The following is a 19,193-nucleotide window of genomic DNA, read 5'->3' as shown; positions in this document are numbered from 1 at the left end:
TTATGCATAGATGATTGTCAATGTTTATTTTTATGGTTTACAAAATTCCCATCACCCTTTATTAGAAGTGTATGCTCATGATTTCAGGAACAACAAGAGCCAAAAGAAAACATCTGCCGCTTCTGACAGATGTTCCACTATAAACTATCTATTTTTCATCAAGACAAACACCGAGTTTCTCAAACTCTAATTCTCCAAACTGGAATTTGGAACGTGCTTTATAAATTTTTTCCGATCCCCTCAAGTTCGTTCATGGAATCCTTGTTTTTTTCAAGTTCATCTCTGGCTGTTGCGTAATATGATTTTTTGAAAAGCATATCCCATGAAAGATATTTTGCCATACAGTCAAACTGCTTATCAATCAGCTCATACTGGATACTGTCTACGGGAGAACCGCCTACAACAATCGTGCCAACTTTTTTATTTTTTAACTGCAATCCACGGCAGTAGCACTTATCAATGATAAGTTTCAATTGTGCTGACATTCCCCACCAATAAACTGGTGTAGCAAAAAGAATCATATCTGCGGCAGCAATTTTATCAATTGTAGGATTTGTATCATCCTTATCGACGCATCCCTTAGAGCATTGACAGACACCACATCCCTTGCATGGTGCAATGTTGAGTTTGTCAGGTTCAATGATTTCAATTTCATTCTTTTCTGATGCTCCTTTTATAAATGCATTGATTGCTGTCAGCGTGTTTCCTTTTCTAGCACTTCCATTAATGATTACAATTTTCATGCGTGTATCCTCCAACTTCCGATTTGTAAAACACATTCTTTTACATAGGCACAGTATACCACATTTCCTGTGCCTATGCTATATCATTTAATGCTTCTTCCGATATGAACTCATCCTCTCCACAGAAACCTCCGGATAGAAGTAAGTAAGAATCGTTGCTTTCGGAACTCCTGCAGCCAATGCTTTCTTCACTTCCTCTTTCTGCTCTACTTCATCCTGCATGGAGAATCTTCTGCTTAATTCCGCATCACCAAGCACCATAAACTGCTCATAGGTAAGAGAATCTATATACACATTCTCGCCCTTATCCTTCAGTTTTTCATAATACTTTTACAAACTCCACTGCGTTTTTTATATCTTCTTCATCTGGATGCCCTTTGGCAATACCACCCACCAGTTTAAATGGACCAAATGTGTCATAGCCCTTGCATCCGAATTTTCCTATCACTTTAGAACGCTTCTTGTCCAAAATCTGTTCTATGGATTTGTAATTCGCACTTCCACCATAAGTACAGATCAGAAATACCTTTTTATCGTCCGGTAGATTCTTCTCTGCAAATTCCAATATCGACTGATGAAATTTTGAAAAATAGATTCCTGATGCAAACCCAACTATATCATAACTACTCAGATCTGCATCTGGCTGTTTTACAGCATCAATCAAATCAACTTGGCACTCTTCTGCTATGTTTTTTACTAATTTTTCTGTATTTCCATGATGTACAGATGCATATACGATTGCTTTTCTCATTTATTTTCCTTTCTGCCTACTCCATCACCACAAATCGTATTGTTTCATAGTCTCTGCATTTCGATATTCATGTTTCTCATAATATCCTATCAACTTTCCCTCATCTCTGAGTGCCACCATATAAACATCCTTATTCTGTTTCTCATTGTGAAAAGTATAAACGATATTATGGCTTTCATCTACTGCAAACCAGTCCACTACCTGCTGTATTCTATCCCTTGATTCCGGATTATGACAATCTAACAGACTTCTTCCAATAAGTTTATCGCCGCCTCGCTTCGCATAGCTGATAACAGCTGCCGGATTCATGTAAATAATCTCATGCTTGAGATTGCATATAACAACGGATGCCCTATCCTGATCAACAATGCTCTTATAAAAACTGACCACATCTATCTTTTTATATATTTTTTTCTTCTTACTTTTCTCCATTTTATGTTGTCCTTAAAACTTCACTACTTCCGGTTCATGTGTAAATGATAAAAATGTAGCTGTCACATTCTTAAAATAGAACACCTCTGTATTTCCATCATCTGCTGAGTACATATTCTGTAAAGATGGATAAGCATCAAGCATAGACTGTCTTGCTTCTCTTCTGTCATCTTCTACAAGTTCTCCGGCTACACGAAGCCACTCGCCATTTTTAAATGCACAGATTTCCACCTTTGGGTTTGCGTGAATCTGTTTTGAAACATCCTTCACCTTTCCGGTCTGAATATACAGTTTTCCTTCAAAAACATGCGCTGTTCCAAAAGGTCTAACTCTTGGCTGATCTCCTTCCACTGTTGCCAAATAATATGTCTCTGCTTCTTTTAAAAAATTTACTACTCGTTCCATTGTATAAACCTCCTGCTATTAAAATCTATCAATAATAGAATTATACCATTCCATCGCTTCTTATGCACTAATCAACCATATCATAAAACCCCTGTTTCACATCATTCCAGACGTAAACCAGGGGTTTCACTTATATCATTCTATACCATAGACAGTACATATAATATCTATTCACTTTTACTCCGTCTCATAAAAGACTTTCTTATCCAGAGCTTTATTCTGATGTGCAACGATTGTTGTACACACGGCATCACCTGTGATATTAACAGCTGTTCTTGTCATATCAAGGATACGGTCAATACCCATGATCAGACCGATTGCTTCAACCGGAAGTCCGACAGAGTTAAATACCATTGTCAGTGTAACCAGACCAACACTTGGTACTCCGGCTGTTCCGACAGATGCCAGTGTTGCTGTTCCGATAACTGTAATATAGTCTGCCATGCTCAAATGGATTCCAAACGCCTGTGCTGCGAACACAACTGCAACACCCTGCATGATGGAAGTACCATCCATGTTGATTGTTGCTCCAAGCGGAATCGTAAAGGAAGAAATCTTCTTGGAAACTCCGACTTTCTTAGAAAGTGTTTCAATAGAAAGCGGGATTGTCGCATTTGATGTCGCTGTAGAGAATGCAAATGCCATAACCGGGAAGAATTTCTTGATGAAGCGGATCGGGTTCAGTCCTGTGAAAATCTTTAACAGAATCTGATATACTCCCAGACACTGGATCGCAAGTGCCAAAAGTACTGCGATCATGTATTTTGCCAGCGGAACAAATGCACTGAATCCGATTGTAGCAAAAGTACGGCTGATCAGGCAGAATACACCGATTGGTGCAAGGCTCATGATCATCATTGTCATTTCCATCATAATGTCATTGAACTGGCTGAAGAAGTTCGCAACTGTCTCTGCACGTTCACCCATCTTCGCAAGGATAACACCAATGATCAGCGCAAATACGATAACCTGAAGCATTGTTCCACTTGCCAGGGAATTGATCGGGTTGTCCGGAATGATATTTAGGATTGTATCTGTCAGGGAAGTTGCTTCCATTGTCTCAACTGTGGACGCACTTGTCTTGATTGCACTCATATCAAGTCCGATACCCGGATTGATCAGATTACCAACTGATAAAGCAACTGTTACAGCAAGAGCTGTTGTTGCGAGGTAGAATACCAATGTTCTGACACCTACTGTTCCGAGCTTCTTCGTATCTCCGATTGCCATACTTCCGCACACAAGGGAACAAAATACAAGCGGTACAACAAGCATCTTCATCAGACGGATGAATCCCTGTCCGATCACATAGAGGATTCCTTCTACAATAATATCATTTTTTACCTTGCTGTCTGGAATCAAATAACAAAGTACAATTCCAAAAACAGCACCTAAAAGCAGAGCAATGAAAATCTTGGTCGTCAGACCAATTTTCTTCTCTTTCTTTTCATCTTTCACATTCTTATTTTTCATTCTAATTCTCCGTTCTTTCTTTCATATACTCTTCTAATGACTCTTTCCAATCCGGCATATCATACATATCAATAATACGGAGAATGAAGTTGTCCAATACCGCATACGGTGGTCTGACAGAAGAAAGGTCTGACTGTTCTGTCGGAACTGCCTTTAATTCAACGTTTTTCCCTGACAATCTCAAGATCTCCTGAGCAAATTCGTAACGATTGCAGACTCCACTGCAAGTTACATGATAAGTACCATATTCATTCGTACTGATCAGATACAGGATCATTCTTGCGAGATCTTTGGCACTTGTCGGGGAACCAAACTGATCTCCTGCTACAGAAAGTGTTTTTCCCTGTTCTGCCACTTCGAGCACACGGTTAACAAAGTTATTTCCACCTTTTCCGTAAACCCAGTTACTGCGGATAATGAAATGCTTGTGTGTGAATTCTTTCACATAATTCTCACCAGCTCTTTTGGATGCTCCATAAACAGTCAGTGGATTCGTATCATCAAATTCTGTATACGGTTTCTTGCTCTGTCCGTCAAATACATCATCTGTTGAAAGCTGGACGATCTTTGCGCCATTCTTTCTTGCGACGATACTTAAGTTTCTTGCTCCAAGTGCATTTACCCGGTAAGCATGTTCCGGTTCTTTTTCGCACAGATCGGTGTCTGTAACACCGCAGCAGTTGATAATCACATCCGGACGGTTCACAATACCGAAGTTAAGAACTTCCTCTGTGTTTGTAATATCCAGATCATCCAGATCTGTATTCAGCACTTCGATCTCTAATGGATCCAGAATGTCGTTCAGTGCTCGGCCGATCTGGCCGTTTGAGCCGGCTATCCATACTTTAATCATCTCTCATTTCCTCCTTCTCATGCAATGAAAAAGGCGCTGAATCCAATCAACGCCTCTCATATACTATAAAATAAACGTCAATAATATTTTATCAACCTACTGTTTCCGTGTCAAGATTACACTTTTAGTCTATCAAGAAAATATCATGGTTTTCCTGAATCTTCTCTATAATCTCATGGCTGCTTACCCCTTGAAGTTCTACACTGTTCTGACTGACATAAAGAAACACAAGAAACAGAAAAGTGGACAGGATCAATCTGGTAGTAAAGCTTCCTCTGCTATTTTCTTTCTTATCCAGATCTTCTGCTCCATTTCCTGCACTTTGCTCCAGACCATCCGGATATAATTCCCGATATAAACGACCATATCTTGGATGAATTGCCGGTGTTATCATACCGGTATTCCGCTGTCGTCTGCGATTTTCTTCCCACAATCTACGCCTACGGACTTCTGATTCTTTTTCCTGCACGAAAGATCCTCTCCATCTTCTTTTTTTCTAGTTTATGAAAGTTTCTTCTGCTTTATTCTTCCAGGAAAATCTGATACAGCGTTTTCTACCGGTCAGCCAGTTCTCCTGTAATATCTTCCCAGGTAATCCCTTTTTCTACCATGAGAACCATTGCATGATAAAGGAAATCAGATAATTCATACTTCACTTCCTCGACATTTGGATTTTTTGCAGCGATCACAACTTCTGTCGCCTCTTCTCCAACCTTTTTCAGAATCTTATCCAGACCTTTTTCAAAAAGATAGTTCGTATAGGAACCTTCTTTTGGATTCTCTTTTCTATCCGCAATTGTCTGATATACGGATTCAAAAATCTGAACCGGATTCTTGGCATCGTAATCATTTCCAACAATTGTTGTATAGAAACAGGAGCGGTTTCCCGTATGGCATGCTGCTCCGATCTGTTCTACCTTTGCAAGCATTGTATCTCTGTCACAGTCGATTGCAAGAGATTTCACATACTGGAAATGCCCGGATGTCTCACCTTTGATCCACTGGCATTTTCTGCTTCTGCTATAGTAAGTCATGCGCCCGGTTTTCACAGTATGCTCAAATGCTTCCTCGTTCATATATGCCATCATTAAGACTTCATTTGTCTTATAATCCTGAACAATCACTGGAATTAATCCGTCTGAATTCAATTTAAACTCACCGAAATCCATCTGGCTTTCAAAGGAAGTCATTTGAATTCCATTTTCTGCACAAACTTCTTTAAATTTGTTAAAGTCCATATCCAGACGACTGATGAATCTTCCTGATACACCTTTTACACCATTACTCTTTAAAATATTAAGGATCTCGTTTTCATCCATCGTATCCGTGACAACAACACACTGCGTTTCTGTAACATTTACAACAGAATTCAGATCCAGGCGATGCATAAATATCATCTCTGTACTATATGCTTCGATCAGATGCTGCTGTTTAAACAATGCATCGAAATCATTTAATGATACAGCGATTCTTTCTTTTCCAAAACGCTTGGATACTTCTTCGATCAACTCAATAGACAATGCCTTCGAAAAATTCAGCATTGCACGTTTTGCTCCGGCATAAAGAATCTTCTTCACATCCTCTGCACGGCGAATATTTCCTCCGACAACCATCGGAATGCTGATCGCACGATTAATCTGTTTGAGGAGATTGATCGTCTCATCATGTTCTTCATCTGAGTCTGACAGATCGAAAATAATCAGTTCATCCGCTCCTCTTTCATTGTAGTGGCGTGCAAGTTCCATCACATCATCTGCGATCACAGTTCTGTCATCGAACCACTGCACCGCTTTCCCTCTTTCTATAAAAATACAAGGGGTCAGTCTTTTATACATAATTTCTTCTTACTCCTCCTGTCACGCCATTAAAGGCTTCCCTTTGTAGACCATACTTCTTTTATTCTTGGCTCCTCCGATACCGCCATATCAAGAGCCTTTCCGAATGCTTTAAATAAAGCCTCTGCCATATGATGATTATTCCCTGCATCAAGAATCTTAAGGTGCAGGTTCATGGCCGCACTATAGGAAACTGCATAGAAAAATTCGCGCACCATCTCTGTATCCATTGTTCCGAGCACCGGTACTGTAAAATCTGCCTGGAAGTTCAGATACGGTCTTCCGGAAAGATCAACAGCTCCAAGAGCAAGAACCTCATCCATTGGCAGTACAAAATATCCGTATCGCTTAATTCCGGCCTTATCTCCAAGCGCCTGCGCAATCGCCTGTCCCAGTACGATTCCTGTATCTTCGATCGTGTGATGGGAATCCACCTCAAGATCCCCACGCACTTTAACATTTAAATCAAATAGTCCATGTCTTGCAAATCCATCCAGCATATGATCAAAAAACGGAATTCCCGTATCAATCTGATTCTTTCCCTGACCATCCAGATTGATCGTCAGTTCAATATCTGTCTCTTTTGTCTTTCTTTTGCAGCTTCCGATTCTGTTCTGCATTACACTCACAGCTCCTTTTCTCTTATTTTTCAAATCTTACTTTGATTGAATTTGCATGTGCTGTCAGATGTTCTGCCTCTGCAAATTTCTCGATATCTGTGTGGATCTTCTCAAGTGCATTTCTTGAGTAAGAAATAATGCTTGATTTTTTAATAAAATCATCTACAGATAGCGGTGAGAAGAATTTTGCTGTTCCGTTTGTCGGAAGGACATGGTTCGGTCCTGCAAAATAATCTCCGAGCGGCTCACTGGAATATTCTCCGATGAAAATAGCTCCGGCATTACGGATCTTTGTCATCACCTCAAACGGATTCGCTGTCACGATCTCAAGATGTTCGGAAGCAATAGAATTTGCTGCATCGATTGCATCCTCCATTGTCACTGCAACGAGAATATGTCCATAATTATCCAAGGATTTCTGAATGATCTCGCCTCTGGAAAGCTCTTTTACAAATGCATCTGTCTGTGCAGATACTTTCTCTGCAAGTTCCATACTTGTTGTAACTAGAATTGCAGATGCCATCTCGTCATGCTCTGCCTGAGACAGAAGATCTGCTGCCACGAAACGTGGATTTGCCGTCTCATCAGCAAGAACAAGGATCTCACTTGGTCCTGCGATTGAGTCAATGCTTACGAATCCATAAACCGCTTTCTTAGCAAGAGCTACGTAGATATTTCCAGGTCCTACGATCTTATCTACCTTCGGAATAGACTCTGTTCCATATGCAAGTGCTGCAATTGCCTGAGCTCCACCAACCTTGTAAACTTTATCTGCACCGGCCTCTTTTGCCGCAACCAGTGTTGTCGGAGTTACCTTTCCATCTTTTCCTGGAGGTGTTACCATGATGATCTCATCTACACCTGCAACCTTCGCCGGCATGATATTCATAAGTACAGAAGATGGGTAAGCTGCTTTTCCGCCAGGAACATAAACACCGACTCTCTGGAGTGCTGTCACTTTCTGTCCAAGAATTGTTCCGTCCGGTTTACTGTCAAACCAGCTGTACTGCATCTGTTTCTGGTGATAGTCTCTGATATTCACCAGTGCTTTTCTGATAATAGCGATCAGTTCATCATCTACCTGCTCATATGCTTCTGCGATCTCTTCTTCCGTTACAAGAAGATGCTCTGCATCCAGTCTGACTCCATCAAATTTCTCTGTATATTCAAATACAGCCTCGTCTCCCTTTTCTTTCACCGCATTCAATATTTCCTGAACACTTGCTTCAAACTTCCCATAATTATTCGGGCTTCTCTTTAAAAGGTCATCCAGAAGATTCTTCTTCGTATTCTCATTCAGTTTCTCTATACGCATTTGTCTATTCCTCCCTCAGAAGATTTCTTAAATTTGTGATCAGCTCTTTGATTCTGTCATTTTCCATTCGCATGCTGACCGGATTGACGATCATTCGCGCTGACAGCGGGCACACTTCTTCAAGCACAACCAGTCCGTTTTCTTTCAATGTAGAACCGGTTTCTACGATATCTACGATGACTTCAGATAAGCCGACAATCGGTGCAAGTTCGATCGAACCGTTTAATTTCACAATTTCTACCGTCTGATGTTTCTTGTTGTAGAAATAATCTTTCGCGATGTTCGGATATTTCGTTGCCACACGGATCAGTTCATGATGTTTCAGTTTTTCTGCTGCCTCTTCATATCCACACACACACATCCTGCATTTTCCGAATCCAAGATCCAGGACTTCATGGACTTTACGTCCCTCTTCGATAATCGTATCTTTTCCGACAACTCCTATATCTGCTGCTCCGTACTCTACATAAGTCGGCACATCCGGTCCTTTTGCGAGAAAGAATTTCAATCCCAGTTCTTCATTTACAAAAATCAGCTTTCTGGAATCCTTATCTTTCATTTCCTCGCACGTGATTCCAAGACGCTCCAACATCTCCAGTGTCTTCTTTGCAAGTCTTCCCTTTGTAAGGGCAAATGTTAAATATCTCATTGATCTGCTCCTTTATTGCTGCTTTGTTTTCTTTTTTGTATTGACCAGCTTCCCTTCTCCTGTCTGAAGATTGATCACTTCAATCTTCCGGTCCTCTCTTAAGTAAAGCATACTTGCAACAGAAGAACGCTTTCCATACGCTTCAAAAGTCTCTCTTTCATCCCAGGAGTTTCTCTTCATCATCTCGACATTTTTTCCTTTTGCACGAAATGACCTCGCAAGAGAAATTGCCCACTGTTCCGTTGCATCCGTATAAACAAGCAGATTACGGTGTCCTGTCTCTACTTTGATCTTCTGACGATCCAGTGCACTCATAAGTTCATCCAGAATGATTGCGAATCCGATCGACGGTGTCTTCTTTCCAAACTTCTCAAGAAGGTGATCGTAACGTCCTCCACGTACAACTGCATCTCCGGTACCATAAGTATAGGCACGGAAAATGATTCCTGTATAATATCCATAACTTCCGCTCATGCTCAGATCAAAAGTTACATGATCCTCTACTCCGTAAATCTTCAGCAGATCATAAATCTGGCGAAGACGTTCTACCGCAAGTCTTGCTGCTTCACCCGGAGCAATGCGTCCTGCATCTGCAAGAATCTCCGGTCCACCTGTCAGTTCCGGAAGCTGATGGAACGCTTCTTTCACCTGATCGGCAATCTCATAATGATCGAGAATCTCTTCCACACCAAAGAAGTTTCTGTTCGCAATCAATGTACGGATCTCTTCTTTTTGTTCATCTTCCAGATTCGTTGCCTCGAAAAGACTCTGAATAAAATCAACATGTCCGATACTTACCTGGAATTCCTTTAGTCCGGTTTTCTTAAGTCCGTCCACAACCATTGCGAGCATTTCTGCATCTGCCTCGATAGAATCCACACCGATCAGCTCTGCACCAAGCTGCGTATTTTCTTTCAGGCGTCCACGATAACTGGAATGATTGATAAATGTATTTCCGGCATAACACAGACGAATTGGAAAATTCTCTGTCTCAAACAGTGTTGCTACTGCTCTTGCAATGGACGGTGTAATATCCGGGCGCAACGCCAGAATATTCCCCTCTCTATCAAAGAATTTATAAAGATCTCTAATCGATGTCGAACCGATTTCCTTGCGGAATACATCAAAATATTCAAATGTCGGTGTCTGTATGTCCTGATATCCATATAAATGCAATACAGTATTCAGCTTTTTCTGCAATGCCAACTTAATGGCACATTCTCTATTATAAATATCCCGAACGCCTTCCGGGGTATGTAACTTCTGCTCCATGGCTCGTTCACCTTCCTGTCTTTTCTTGGTTTTTCACTTTAGTGTGCTACCACGTTAAAACCTGTTTGTAATTATACGGACTTTGTAGGATTCTGTCAATCCCTCGTTTCCAAATCTTTCTGAATTAAATCCAGATACGGCACAAAATAGCCATTTTTCAGTTGAAAAAACCATTCAGGATCTAATTCTTCCAGCCGGACACTCTTGCGTCCCCCACTCTGCGCGCGGTCCCAGAACTTACGGATCTGTGTATACTGCATGTAATAAAGCTCATTTCTTGCTGTATAATAGATCAGAAAAAAAGCAATCCCGCCCTGCCGTTCAAACTTTTCCATAAAGTCCATCTGATGCTCATGTACATTCTGAAGTGGGAAGGTATCTACATTACACTCTTTCGCATCAAAACAGACCGGAATTCCCTGCACTGCTCCGATATAGTCTACCGTACTTGCTCTGTCGAAATACGCAAGTGTGATCTGTCTGTGGTCTTTATCCATACGTACCGGAGTGATCGGTGTCGGGATTTTCTGCATCAGTGCAAGTCCCATCTCACTGTATCTTTCATTCGAATGATTGATAAATTCCTCCAGTGTCGAACCTCTAAGTCCTCTCGAGTTCCATGTTGCCATCTCACATCACTCCCTGCGCTTTACAGATTTGTTCAAATAAGGCCGGGACAGGTGCTTTGATGATCTTTCCTGAAAGCTGTTTGATATCTCCCTCGCAGTTCTCCGGGAATTCCAGACGGTAAGCATGCAGAAGCTGGGAACGAAGTCCGTATTCCTTTTTCAAAGCATCGTTAAATGGCCGGTTCCCGTATTTGTAATCCCCTGCGATCGGATGCCCAATGGATGCCAGATGTGCACGGATCTGGTGTGTCTTACCGGTGATCAGATGCACTTCAAGAAGTGTTGTTTCTCTATTTCGTGCAAGTACTTTGTATTCGGTATCGATCGCTGATGCTTCTTTCCCATCTTTTGTCTGTTCAGCCGGCTTTTTCTGACTCACCGTAACTTTATTTGTCTTTTCATTCTTGACGAGATAACCATGAATCCTCTGATTCTCTTTTACCTGCCCTTTTACCAGACAAAGATAATATTTCTTAAGTGTACGGTCACGGAACATCTCGCTTAATCCCTGTAATGCCTGCAGTGTTTTTCCTGCTGCCACAATTCCGCTTGTATTTCTGTCTAAACGGTTACAGACAGATGGATGAAATGTATGCAGTTCTTCTTCCGTGATTTTCCCATTTTCCAACAGATAATCAATAAAATACTCCACAAGAGAAGTATCCGTCGGGGATGCCTTCTGGGAGAGCATTCCGACCGGTTTATTGATAAATACAGCAGCCTCATCTTCATATAAGATATCTAACTGTACCTTCTTTCCCGCTGTCTGTTTTCTTGCAGAGGACGCTTTTTTCTTCGAAAACTGTGAATGATCGATAAAGTTCTCAATCGTCTCTTCCGCAAGAAATAACTTAATCACATCCCCCTGTTTCAGCTGTTCATTTCCAACTGCTTTTTTTCCATTCAGGGTAATATTCTTTTTTCTCATCATCTTATAGAAAAAACTTTTTGGCGCTTTATTGAGATACTTTGCAAGGAATTTATCCATGCGCTGTCCTGCCTCATTTTTCTGGATGCTGATCTCTCTCATCGTCTTTTCCTCTTTACATTGATATATTCAGAATAAGATTACGGATTTCCTGTTCTCTTGCTTTCGTATCTTCCTGCTCTACTACAGCAATATTTTCAAGTCCCTCCACGCGGGCCAGAAACGGTGTATACTGATTTAAGATCTTAACAGTAAAACCTGTGTACTGATTCTGCGCAAGGATTGTCTTGATATGCTTTCCAAGTTCATCTGTATTTACTTTCTCATAATGTGTGTATCCGTAAATGTTGTGTCCCGAAATTACGATACAGTCTGTTGGCATGATATGCTCTTTGCTTGTAATTATAAGATCATAACAAACTGTTAAATGTTTTGATTTTCCTGCGATTTCCTTCGCCTGTGACAGTTCAATTGATTGATATGGATAACGTGCGATCACACCTACAAGTGCCTTTGATGCCGGAAGACATCCAAGGATAGCAACAACTGTCAGAAGATTTAGCCTCGTATGTGTCTGCCAGTAACCAAGAGCAAAAATTGCCAGAACGATTACAAAATAAATAACCGTTCTTAAAATCTCCACTTTTCTTTTATAATTCAAATAACCTGGTTTTCCTTTTTGTATTTTCTTCATTTTTCATCCTATTCTAAATTCATATTTGCTGCATACGCACGAGAAATCCATGCGGCAGCAGTTTTGTTCCAAAGTAAGTTAATTTCATTGGGATTCCATAAACGGAGACTGACTTCCCGGATCTGCAGTCCTTCAACGCCTGATGAACCACTCTGTCTGCCTTCGCCATTGTCAGTTTCTTCAAGATATTCTGCGGTTTCCCGGAAAACTTGAAAAACTCTGTATCAACCGGACCCGGGCAGACTGCTGTGACGACAATTCCTTTTTTTCTCAGTTCTTCTCCCAATGATCTGGAGAAGCTTAAGACATAAGACTTCGTTGCCGCATATACTGAGAAATACGGTTGTGGGCAAAATGCAGATGCGGACGCAAGATTGACGATCCTGCTGCCAGCACGCAGAAATGGCAGACACAGCAATGTCATTCTTGTAAGAGACCGGCAGTTTACATCCACCATATCTGTCTGGATCCGGAATTTTTCAGACAAAATCTCTTCTACACTTCCTGACTTGCCAAATCCTGCTGAATTCACAAGCATTCGTAAATCCGGCTGTTCTTTCTCAAGTGCATCTCTCAATTCCTTATATACCTTTTTCTTCTGAAGGTCACCCGCAAAAATCCGAAGAGGAACTCTGCTTTCTTTCGCAAGCGCTTCCAGACGCTCTTTGCGCCTGGCGATCACCCAGATCTCATCCAGATTTTTATAAAAATATCCAAGCTGACGTACAAATTCTCTTCCCATTCCCGAAGATGCTCCGGTTACGATTGCAATTTTCATCCTGCTTCCTTTCTTGAATCCTGTCTGTCAGATACTTAAATGTACCTATTTTCTATTCTTCTTAGAATGAACATTTCTGATAGATTTCTTCTTATTTTTCCCTTCAACTCTTCCTCTGTGTTCAGAATTGTTTTGTCTTTTCTGACCATTCGAACCTTTTGATCCTTTTTTCGGTTCCTTTCTGCCGGCTTTTTTATCATTTCCTGAACCACGCATCTGTCTCGGTCTCACAAGACATTTCGGTCCGAATCCGATCAGATCAGATCTTCCTGCTTTATGAAGTGCTTCAATCACCAAATCATACAGCTCCGGATTACGATATTGGATCAACGCTCTCTGCATTGCCTTCTCATGCGGACTCTTCGGAACATAAACCTTCTGCATCGTTCTCGGATCTACCCCGGTATAATACATACAGGTGGAAAGAGTTGATGGTGTCGGATAGAAATCCTGCACCTGCTCCGGCATATAGCCAAGATCACGACAGTACTCTGCAAGTTCTACTGCTTCCTTCAGAGTAGAACCAGGGTGGGAGGACATCAGATACGGAACCAGATACTGTTCTTTCCCGATTCTCTCATTCATCTTATAAAACTGTCTTGTAAACTCTTCATAGACTTTGTGCTCCGGTTTTCCCATCAGAGACAGGACAGGCCCTGCCACATGCTCCGGTGCTACCTTCAACTGTCCACTGACATGATATTCACACAACTCTCTTAAAAACTCCTGCTTCTTATCTGCGAGCAGATAATCAAAGCGGATCCTGAACGGATAAACACCTTCTTAACTTTTGGAATATCTCTCAACTTTCTCAACAGACTGACATAATCTCTGTGATCTGCGTCCAGATTCTTACACGGGGACGGGAACAGACACTGACGCGTTTTACAAACGCCATGCTCCATCTGCTTTTTGCAGGATGGATGCCGGAAATTTGCTGTCGGACCGCCAACATCATGAATATATCCTTTAAAGTCCTTATCTTTTGTAATTTCTTTTGCTTCTTCAATCAGAGATTCATGACTTCTTACCTGGACAATTCTTCCCTGATGGAACGTCAATGCACAAAAACTGCATCCTCCAAAACATCCTCTGTTGCTGATCAGACTGAATTTAATCTCCTTGATTGCAGGAACTCCGCCTTTTGCCTCGTAAGACGATGGTAAGTCCTCTGATAAGGAAGGGAGTAAACATCATCCATCTCCATCTGTGTCAGTGGTGTTGCCGGCGGATTCTGTACTACATACAGATGTTCAGAATACGGTTCTACAAGACGTTTTCCGTTAAATGCATCCGTATTCAGATACTGTGTGTAAAAGCTGCGGGCATAATTCATCTTGTCCGCTTTGAGGTCTTCAAAGGACGGAAGGATTTCCGCATCATAAATACTGTCTAATGATTTCGTTTTTACAACCGTACCGGCTATATACGTGATATCCTCAACCGGTATCCCGGCATCCAGTGCTTCTGCAAGCTCTACGATTGAATGTTCGCCCATTCCATAAGAAATCACATCTGCACCCGAATCGAGCAGTACAGAACGTTTCAGCTTGTCTGACCAGTAATCATAGTGTGCCATTCTTCGAAGACTTGCTTCGATACCGCCCAAAATGATCGGTGTCTTTTTATAAGTCTGACGAATCAGATTTCCATATACTACGCAGGCATAGTCCGGTCGTTTTCCCATCTCGCCGCCCGGTGTATAGGCGTCTGTCTTTCTTCTCTTTTTGGATACAGAATAATGATTTACCATAGAATCCATATTTCCTGCAGAGACAAGAAATCCAAGTCTTGGTTCTCCGAACACCTGCACGCTCTCCGGCTTACGCCAGTCCGGCTGTGCAATAATCCCAACACGATATCCTCTGGATTCCAGAAGACGTGTAATGATTGCGTGACCAAAAGATGGATGATCGACATAGGCATCTCCTGATACATAGACAAAATCTACCTGATCCCATCCTCTCTCTTTCATCTCTTCTCTGGTAATTGGTAAAAAATTTTCTTTCATGCTTTCTCCCTGTTTAACGTAATAATGAACAGTCACGCAATGCTTCCAGTTCCTGTCCTGTTAATTCTCGATATTCTCCTAATGCAAGCCACGGATCAAGTACAAGGCTTCCCATCTGCAGGCGTTTCAGATAAATAACCTCTTTTCCGACTACATGGAACATTCGTTTCACCTGATGAAACTTTCCCTCTCTGATCGTCAGTCGGATTTCGGAAATCTCTTCACTTTTCAGAATTTCCAGATGAGCCGGAAGTGTCAGTTTCTCTTCCCCGATTTCAAGTCCTTCTGCAAATCTTCTCACATCTTCTTCCGTAACTTTTCCATCGATTCTGGCGAAATAGACTTTATCTACATGCTTCTTCGGTGACAAAAGCTGATGTGCAAGTTCGCCATCATTTGTGATCAGCAAAAGTCCCTCTGTGTCTTTATCTAATCTTCCGACAGGAAAGAGATCCTTTCTCTGCTTTTCATCAATCAAATCTAATACAGTACTGTCGTTTTTATCTTCCGTTGCAGAAACCACCCCGGCCGGCTTATTTAACATGTAGTATTCATATTCTGCATAAGCAACCATCTGTCCTTGGTAAAACACATGATCTTTTTCTGTGTCAATCTTGATTTCCGGACGTTTTACCGTCTCTTCATTAACTCGAACCTGTCCTTTTGTGATTGCTTTCTTCACTTCTGTACGTGTTCCGATTCCCATGTCTGCCAGATATTTATCCAATCTCAGTTTCATGAGTTCCACCGCCATCCCGGAAGGTACTTATTCTTAAGCATCTGATTCACAAGCTTTCCAAAACCAAGCGGATATCCATCCACACAGATCAGATACCATCCCTTGTCTTTCGGCTTCACAAGATCCTCCACATCCAAAGTCTCGCCTCTCAGATATTTCATAACGCGTTCGTCTTCTAATGGAAGATCGATCACCTGATCATATTCTTCCTTTTTCAGATTCATCGCCAGTGCCTGACTCGGCTCAAAACGATTCTTCTTCAGTTCACCCATCAGTAGGCCTGTTCTTAAGAAACGGATTCCACGAAGTGTCGGAAGTCCTTCCGGCATATAATATACTTTCTCTCCACGCAGATCCATGCGAGAGGAATCGAATTTTCGATCAATATGACCAAGAAATTCTTCCAATTCTTCCGGAAGCTTCTTGTTCTTCCCACTCTCCGGAAGTCTCTTTCCTTCTTCCTGTTTTTCACCCTTTTGAAGAAGTGCGAGGAAATGTCCTTCTCCCTTCATACGATGAGGGAAAATACGAACCGTCTTTTCAAGTTCCGGATTCTTGCTTTCTGTCACCTGCGGCATTCCATCTGCAAATCCTTCGTAACCTTCCATCTCACAGATCTTAAATTCCGGGTATTCCTGAAGCAGATATTCAATCGTCTGTTCATTCTCTTCCGGTGAAAATGTACAGGTGGAATAAAGCAGCATTCCACCCGGGCGCAGCATCTGGGCTGCCTGTGTCACAATGCTTCTCTGGATCTTTGAAAAAAACTCCGGTCCATGTTCTTCCCATGCTTTCACCATCTTTTTCTCTTTACGGAACATGCCTTCCCCGGAACAAGGTGCGTCGATCAAAATCTTATCAAAATACTCTGGGAAATAAGAAACAAGCTTTCCAGGCTCTTCACTTAAGATGAGCACGTTTCCGATTCCAAATAATTCAAGATTCTTCAAAAGCCCCTTCGCTCTGGAACTGCTCAGATCATTCGCAGCCAGTACACCGGTTCCTCCAAGCTTTGCCCCAAGTTCTGTGGCCTTGCCTCCAGGTGCTGCACAGACATCAAGCACACGGTCTCCCTGCTCTACCGGAAGACGATCTGCCGGTGTCATGGCACTTGGCTCCTGCAGATAATAAAGTCCTGCGAAATAATATGGATGTTTCGACGGCTGGATATTATCTCCGTCATAATAGAATCCATTATGGATCCACGGAACCGGCTCTAACGGCCAAGGTGCGATCTTCAGGAAATCTTCCACAGAAATCTTCGCTGTGTTCACGCGCAGACCATAGTGACGCGGTTCATCATAACATGCCGTATACGCTTCATATTCAGAACCAAGAAGATCCTTCATTTTCTCTTCAAATACTTTTGGTAAATTCATATTTATTGTTTGCTCCTTTGCAATATCAAGATCAAAATACTTTACATTTAACTATATCATATTTCCATAGCTCCGGTATAGTTTCTTTTTTCTTTTCATAGAATATTTTTGTAAAAGGAGGTTTCCTATGCTTCTGGCTCTCGTACTGCTTTCATTGTTTTTTACGATGCTACTCTTTCCTGAAACTGTATTCCAGGGAGCTTGTGATGGCCTGCTTCTCTGGTATCAGATTCTGATACCGACCCTTTTTCCTTATCTTATTGTCACAGGACTTTTGTTGAAAACAGATGGTGCTGCTGTTGTCTCCCGTCTGCTTTTCCGTCCTTTCCATCTGCTCTTTGGAACTTCTTTCTATGGAAGTTTCGCCGTTCTGTCCGGCTTTTTATGCGGTTATCCAATGGGCGCAAAAATCATTGCCGACCTTCTTCTTCAAGGAAAAATTTCTCTTGAAGAAGCTTCTTACCTGCTGTCCTTCTGTAATAATGCAAGTCCATCTTTTATTATTACTTTTCTTGTTTTAAATACAATTCATCAGAAAGCTTTCTGCATTCCCGCTTTACTGCTTCTTTTCGGAACTATGATCCTCTTAAGCTTTCTTCAACGGATTCTAAGACATTTCATCAAAAATAAAGATTGGATTTTTCCGGAAATGTCCGAAGTTTTCACACAGGAGAATTCCATTTTTTCAAAACCACTGACGCACAAAACGAATTTTTCTATGTTAGAATCCTGTATTCTGAACAGTTCAGAAACGCTTGTAAAAGTCGGAGGTTACCTGATGATCTTTTCTGTACTTCTTGCATTATTGGAACTTCTGCCGATTCGTTCACCTGGTTTTCTTCTCCTGAAATCTTCTCTTGAGATGACAAACGGAATTCTTCTCCTGTCTCAAAGTCTTTCCAACCCCCAGGTTCTTTATCCGTTGCTTCTCGCACTTACCTCTTTTGGTGGATGGTGTTCCGTTGCCCAGACACAATCCATGATTGCCGGTACAGGACTTAAACTTTCTTCTTATATAATACAAAAACTGACCGCCGCACTGGCAGTCAGTCTTTTGACATTTCTCTATCTGAAATTTTTATAATACAATGTAATGACTACCTCAGGTCTCCCTGTCCATTCTCATCATAATATCCGTCATCAGATGGAACTTCAAGTTCTGAACGGTTAGAGCGGACTGTATCGTAGCACTCCTGTAAAGAATTGATCAATCCGTCATACTTTGTTGTATAACTGTCCAAAGTATGTCCGATAATGCTTTCTGCATTTGCAAGAAGATCATCTGTATACTGGATCGCACCAACGCGGATTGTATTTGCATCCATTGTTGCGTTATCAAGAATCTCCTGTGCCTGTGCTGTTGCCTGAGTTACGATCTCATTTGCCTGAGCATATGCCTGCTGCATGATCTCATGCTCACTAACAAGCTCTGTTGTCTGAACCTGTGCTTCCTCGATCATTGCATCTGCTTTTGCCTTTGCATCAGCAAGAATCGCATCTCTGTTCGCAATAATCTTCTGATAACGTTTGATCTCATCCGGTGTCTTCATACGAAGTTCGCGAAGTAATTCATCCAGATGTTCCTTATTTACAATAATCTTTGTTGTAGACAACGGCTGAAACTTACAATCTCTGTCTATATATTCTTCAATTTCTTCAATGATCTGTTCAATACGGCTGCTCATTG

Annotated in this window: 21 protein-coding genes and 1 pseudogene; 1 reads left to right on the top strand and 21 read right to left on the bottom strand. The window is 41.5% G+C overall.

Going from position 1 to position 19,193, the window contains the following annotated elements; all coding sequences use genetic code 11:
• Positions 1-218: 218 nt before the first annotated feature.
• The 20 genes and pseudogenes from DXB52_RS02030 to DXB52_RS01935 all read right to left on the bottom strand — a co-directional run bounded on the left by DXB52_RS02030 (position 219) and on the right by DXB52_RS01935 (position 17,506).
• Positions 219-743, bottom strand: coding sequence for a flavodoxin family protein (locus tag DXB52_RS02030; RefSeq protein ID WP_008119059.1), 525 nt, complete (start codon positions 741-743; stop codon positions 219-221).
• Positions 744-830: 87 nt separating this feature from the next.
• Entirely contained in the window at positions 831-1,037 is a 207-nt protein-coding gene (locus tag DXB52_RS02025) for a hypothetical protein (protein WP_055145510.1), read from the bottom strand.
• A 25-nt stretch (positions 1,038-1,062) separates the two neighbouring features.
• The gene (locus tag DXB52_RS02020; RefSeq protein ID WP_055145513.1) at positions 1,063-1,494 is read right to left on the bottom strand and encodes a flavodoxin family protein; all 432 of its coding nucleotides are present in this window, start codon (positions 1,492-1,494) and stop codon (positions 1,063-1,065) included.
• Between the two features lie 24 nt (positions 1,495-1,518).
• Entirely contained in the window at positions 1,519-1,926 is a 408-nt protein-coding gene (locus DXB52_RS02015; protein ID WP_055145516.1) for a PAS domain-containing protein, read from the bottom strand.
• 12 nt (positions 1,927-1,938) lie between these two features.
• Complete coding sequence (locus DXB52_RS02010) at positions 1,939-2,331, bottom strand: pyridoxamine 5'-phosphate oxidase family protein (protein WP_117960366.1); 393 nt, start codon at positions 2,329-2,331, stop codon at positions 1,939-1,941.
• A 177-nt stretch (positions 2,332-2,508) separates the two neighbouring features.
• Positions 2,509-3,804, bottom strand: coding sequence for a dicarboxylate/amino acid:cation symporter (locus DXB52_RS02005; protein ID WP_015529179.1), 1,296 nt, complete (start codon positions 3,802-3,804; stop codon positions 2,509-2,511).
• A 1-nt stretch (position 3,805) separates the two neighbouring features.
• The gene (gene rfbD, locus DXB52_RS02000; RefSeq protein WP_015529178.1) at positions 3,806-4,657 is read right to left on the bottom strand and encodes a dTDP-4-dehydrorhamnose reductase; all 852 of its coding nucleotides are present in this window, start codon (positions 4,655-4,657) and stop codon (positions 3,806-3,808) included.
• Positions 4,658-4,781: 124 nt separating this feature from the next.
• Positions 4,782-5,090, bottom strand: coding sequence for a hypothetical protein (locus tag DXB52_RS01995; RefSeq protein WP_181989146.1), 309 nt, complete (start codon positions 5,088-5,090; stop codon positions 4,782-4,784).
• Positions 5,091-5,211: 121 nt separating this feature from the next.
• Positions 5,212-6,492: a bifunctional phosphoribosyl-AMP cyclohydrolase/phosphoribosyl-ATP diphosphatase HisIE gene (gene hisIE, locus DXB52_RS01990; protein WP_330677883.1), complete on the bottom strand. Its 1,281-nt coding sequence runs from the start codon at positions 6,490-6,492 to the stop codon at positions 5,212-5,214.
• Positions 6,493-6,521: 29 nt separating this feature from the next.
• Entirely contained in the window at positions 6,522-7,112 is a 591-nt protein-coding gene (gene hisB / locus DXB52_RS01985) for an imidazoleglycerol-phosphate dehydratase HisB (RefSeq protein WP_015529176.1), read from the bottom strand.
• A 22-nt stretch (positions 7,113-7,134) separates the two neighbouring features.
• Positions 7,135-8,427 carry a histidinol dehydrogenase gene (hisD, locus tag DXB52_RS01980; RefSeq protein WP_117568205.1) on the bottom strand — a complete coding sequence of 431 codons (1,293 nt, stop codon included), beginning with the start codon at positions 8,425-8,427 and terminating at the stop codon, positions 7,135-7,137.
• A gap of 4 nt (positions 8,428-8,431) precedes the next feature.
• Positions 8,432-9,076 (bottom strand): ATP phosphoribosyltransferase, encoded by a 645-nt coding sequence (gene hisG, locus DXB52_RS01975; protein ID WP_015529174.1) that lies wholly within the window; start codon positions 9,074-9,076, stop codon positions 8,432-8,434.
• A gap of 12 nt (positions 9,077-9,088) precedes the next feature.
• Positions 9,089-10,348 carry an ATP phosphoribosyltransferase regulatory subunit gene (gene hisZ, locus DXB52_RS01970; protein ID WP_117568204.1) on the bottom strand — a complete coding sequence of 420 codons (1,260 nt, stop codon included), beginning with the start codon at positions 10,346-10,348 and terminating at the stop codon, positions 9,089-9,091.
• 95 nt (positions 10,349-10,443) lie between these two features.
• Positions 10,444-10,977: a Holliday junction resolvase RecU gene (locus tag DXB52_RS01965; protein ID WP_117960364.1), complete on the bottom strand. Its 534-nt coding sequence runs from the start codon at positions 10,975-10,977 to the stop codon at positions 10,444-10,446.
• A 1-nt stretch (position 10,978) separates the two neighbouring features.
• Complete coding sequence (locus tag DXB52_RS01960) at positions 10,979-12,007, bottom strand: RluA family pseudouridine synthase (protein WP_117960362.1); 1,029 nt, start codon at positions 12,005-12,007, stop codon at positions 10,979-10,981.
• 13 nt (positions 12,008-12,020) lie between these two features.
• The gene (locus DXB52_RS01955) at positions 12,021-12,599 is read right to left on the bottom strand and encodes a hypothetical protein (RefSeq protein WP_015529170.1); all 579 of its coding nucleotides are present in this window, start codon (positions 12,597-12,599) and stop codon (positions 12,021-12,023) included.
• A gap of 19 nt (positions 12,600-12,618) precedes the next feature.
• Positions 12,619-13,377, bottom strand: coding sequence for an SDR family NAD(P)-dependent oxidoreductase (locus tag DXB52_RS01950; protein ID WP_015529169.1), 759 nt, complete (start codon positions 13,375-13,377; stop codon positions 12,619-12,621).
• Between the two features lie 45 nt (positions 13,378-13,422).
• Positions 13,423-15,388 (bottom strand): annotated as a pseudogene (locus tag DXB52_RS01945) (YgiQ family radical SAM protein).
• A 13-nt stretch (positions 15,389-15,401) separates the two neighbouring features.
• The gene (locus DXB52_RS01940; RefSeq protein WP_117960360.1) at positions 15,402-16,127 is read right to left on the bottom strand and encodes a pseudouridine synthase; all 726 of its coding nucleotides are present in this window, start codon (positions 16,125-16,127) and stop codon (positions 15,402-15,404) included.
• Complete coding sequence (locus tag DXB52_RS01935) at positions 16,124-17,506, bottom strand: RsmF rRNA methyltransferase first C-terminal domain-containing protein (RefSeq protein ID WP_117960358.1); 1,383 nt, start codon at positions 17,504-17,506, stop codon at positions 16,124-16,126. The genes DXB52_RS01940 and DXB52_RS01935 overlap by 4 nt, the downstream gene beginning before the upstream one ends.
• A 127-nt stretch (positions 17,507-17,633) precedes the next feature.
• Between DXB52_RS01935 and DXB52_RS01930 the strand changes: the two genes are divergently transcribed.
• Positions 17,634-18,590, top strand: a complete 957-nt coding sequence (locus DXB52_RS01930; protein ID WP_117960356.1) for a transporter — start codon at positions 17,634-17,636, stop codon at positions 18,588-18,590.
• A gap of 13 nt (positions 18,591-18,603) precedes the next feature.
• On the opposite strand, the gene DXB52_RS01925 is transcribed toward DXB52_RS01930, so the two are convergent.
• On the bottom strand, positions 18,604-19,191 hold the full coding sequence (locus DXB52_RS01925; protein ID WP_015529166.1) for an ATP synthase subunit B family protein: 588 nt from the start codon (positions 19,189-19,191) through the stop codon (positions 18,604-18,606).
• Between the last annotated feature and the right edge of the window lie 2 nt (positions 19,192-19,193).

It is taken from the genome of Ruminococcus sp. OM04-4AA (genome assembly GCF_003462585.1).
Classification (GTDB): Bacteria; Bacillota; Clostridia; order Lachnospirales; family Lachnospiraceae; genus Mediterraneibacter; species Mediterraneibacter faecis.
The sequence above is the reverse complement of the archived record's forward strand: the minus strand, read 5'-3'. Positions and strand labels throughout refer to the sequence as shown.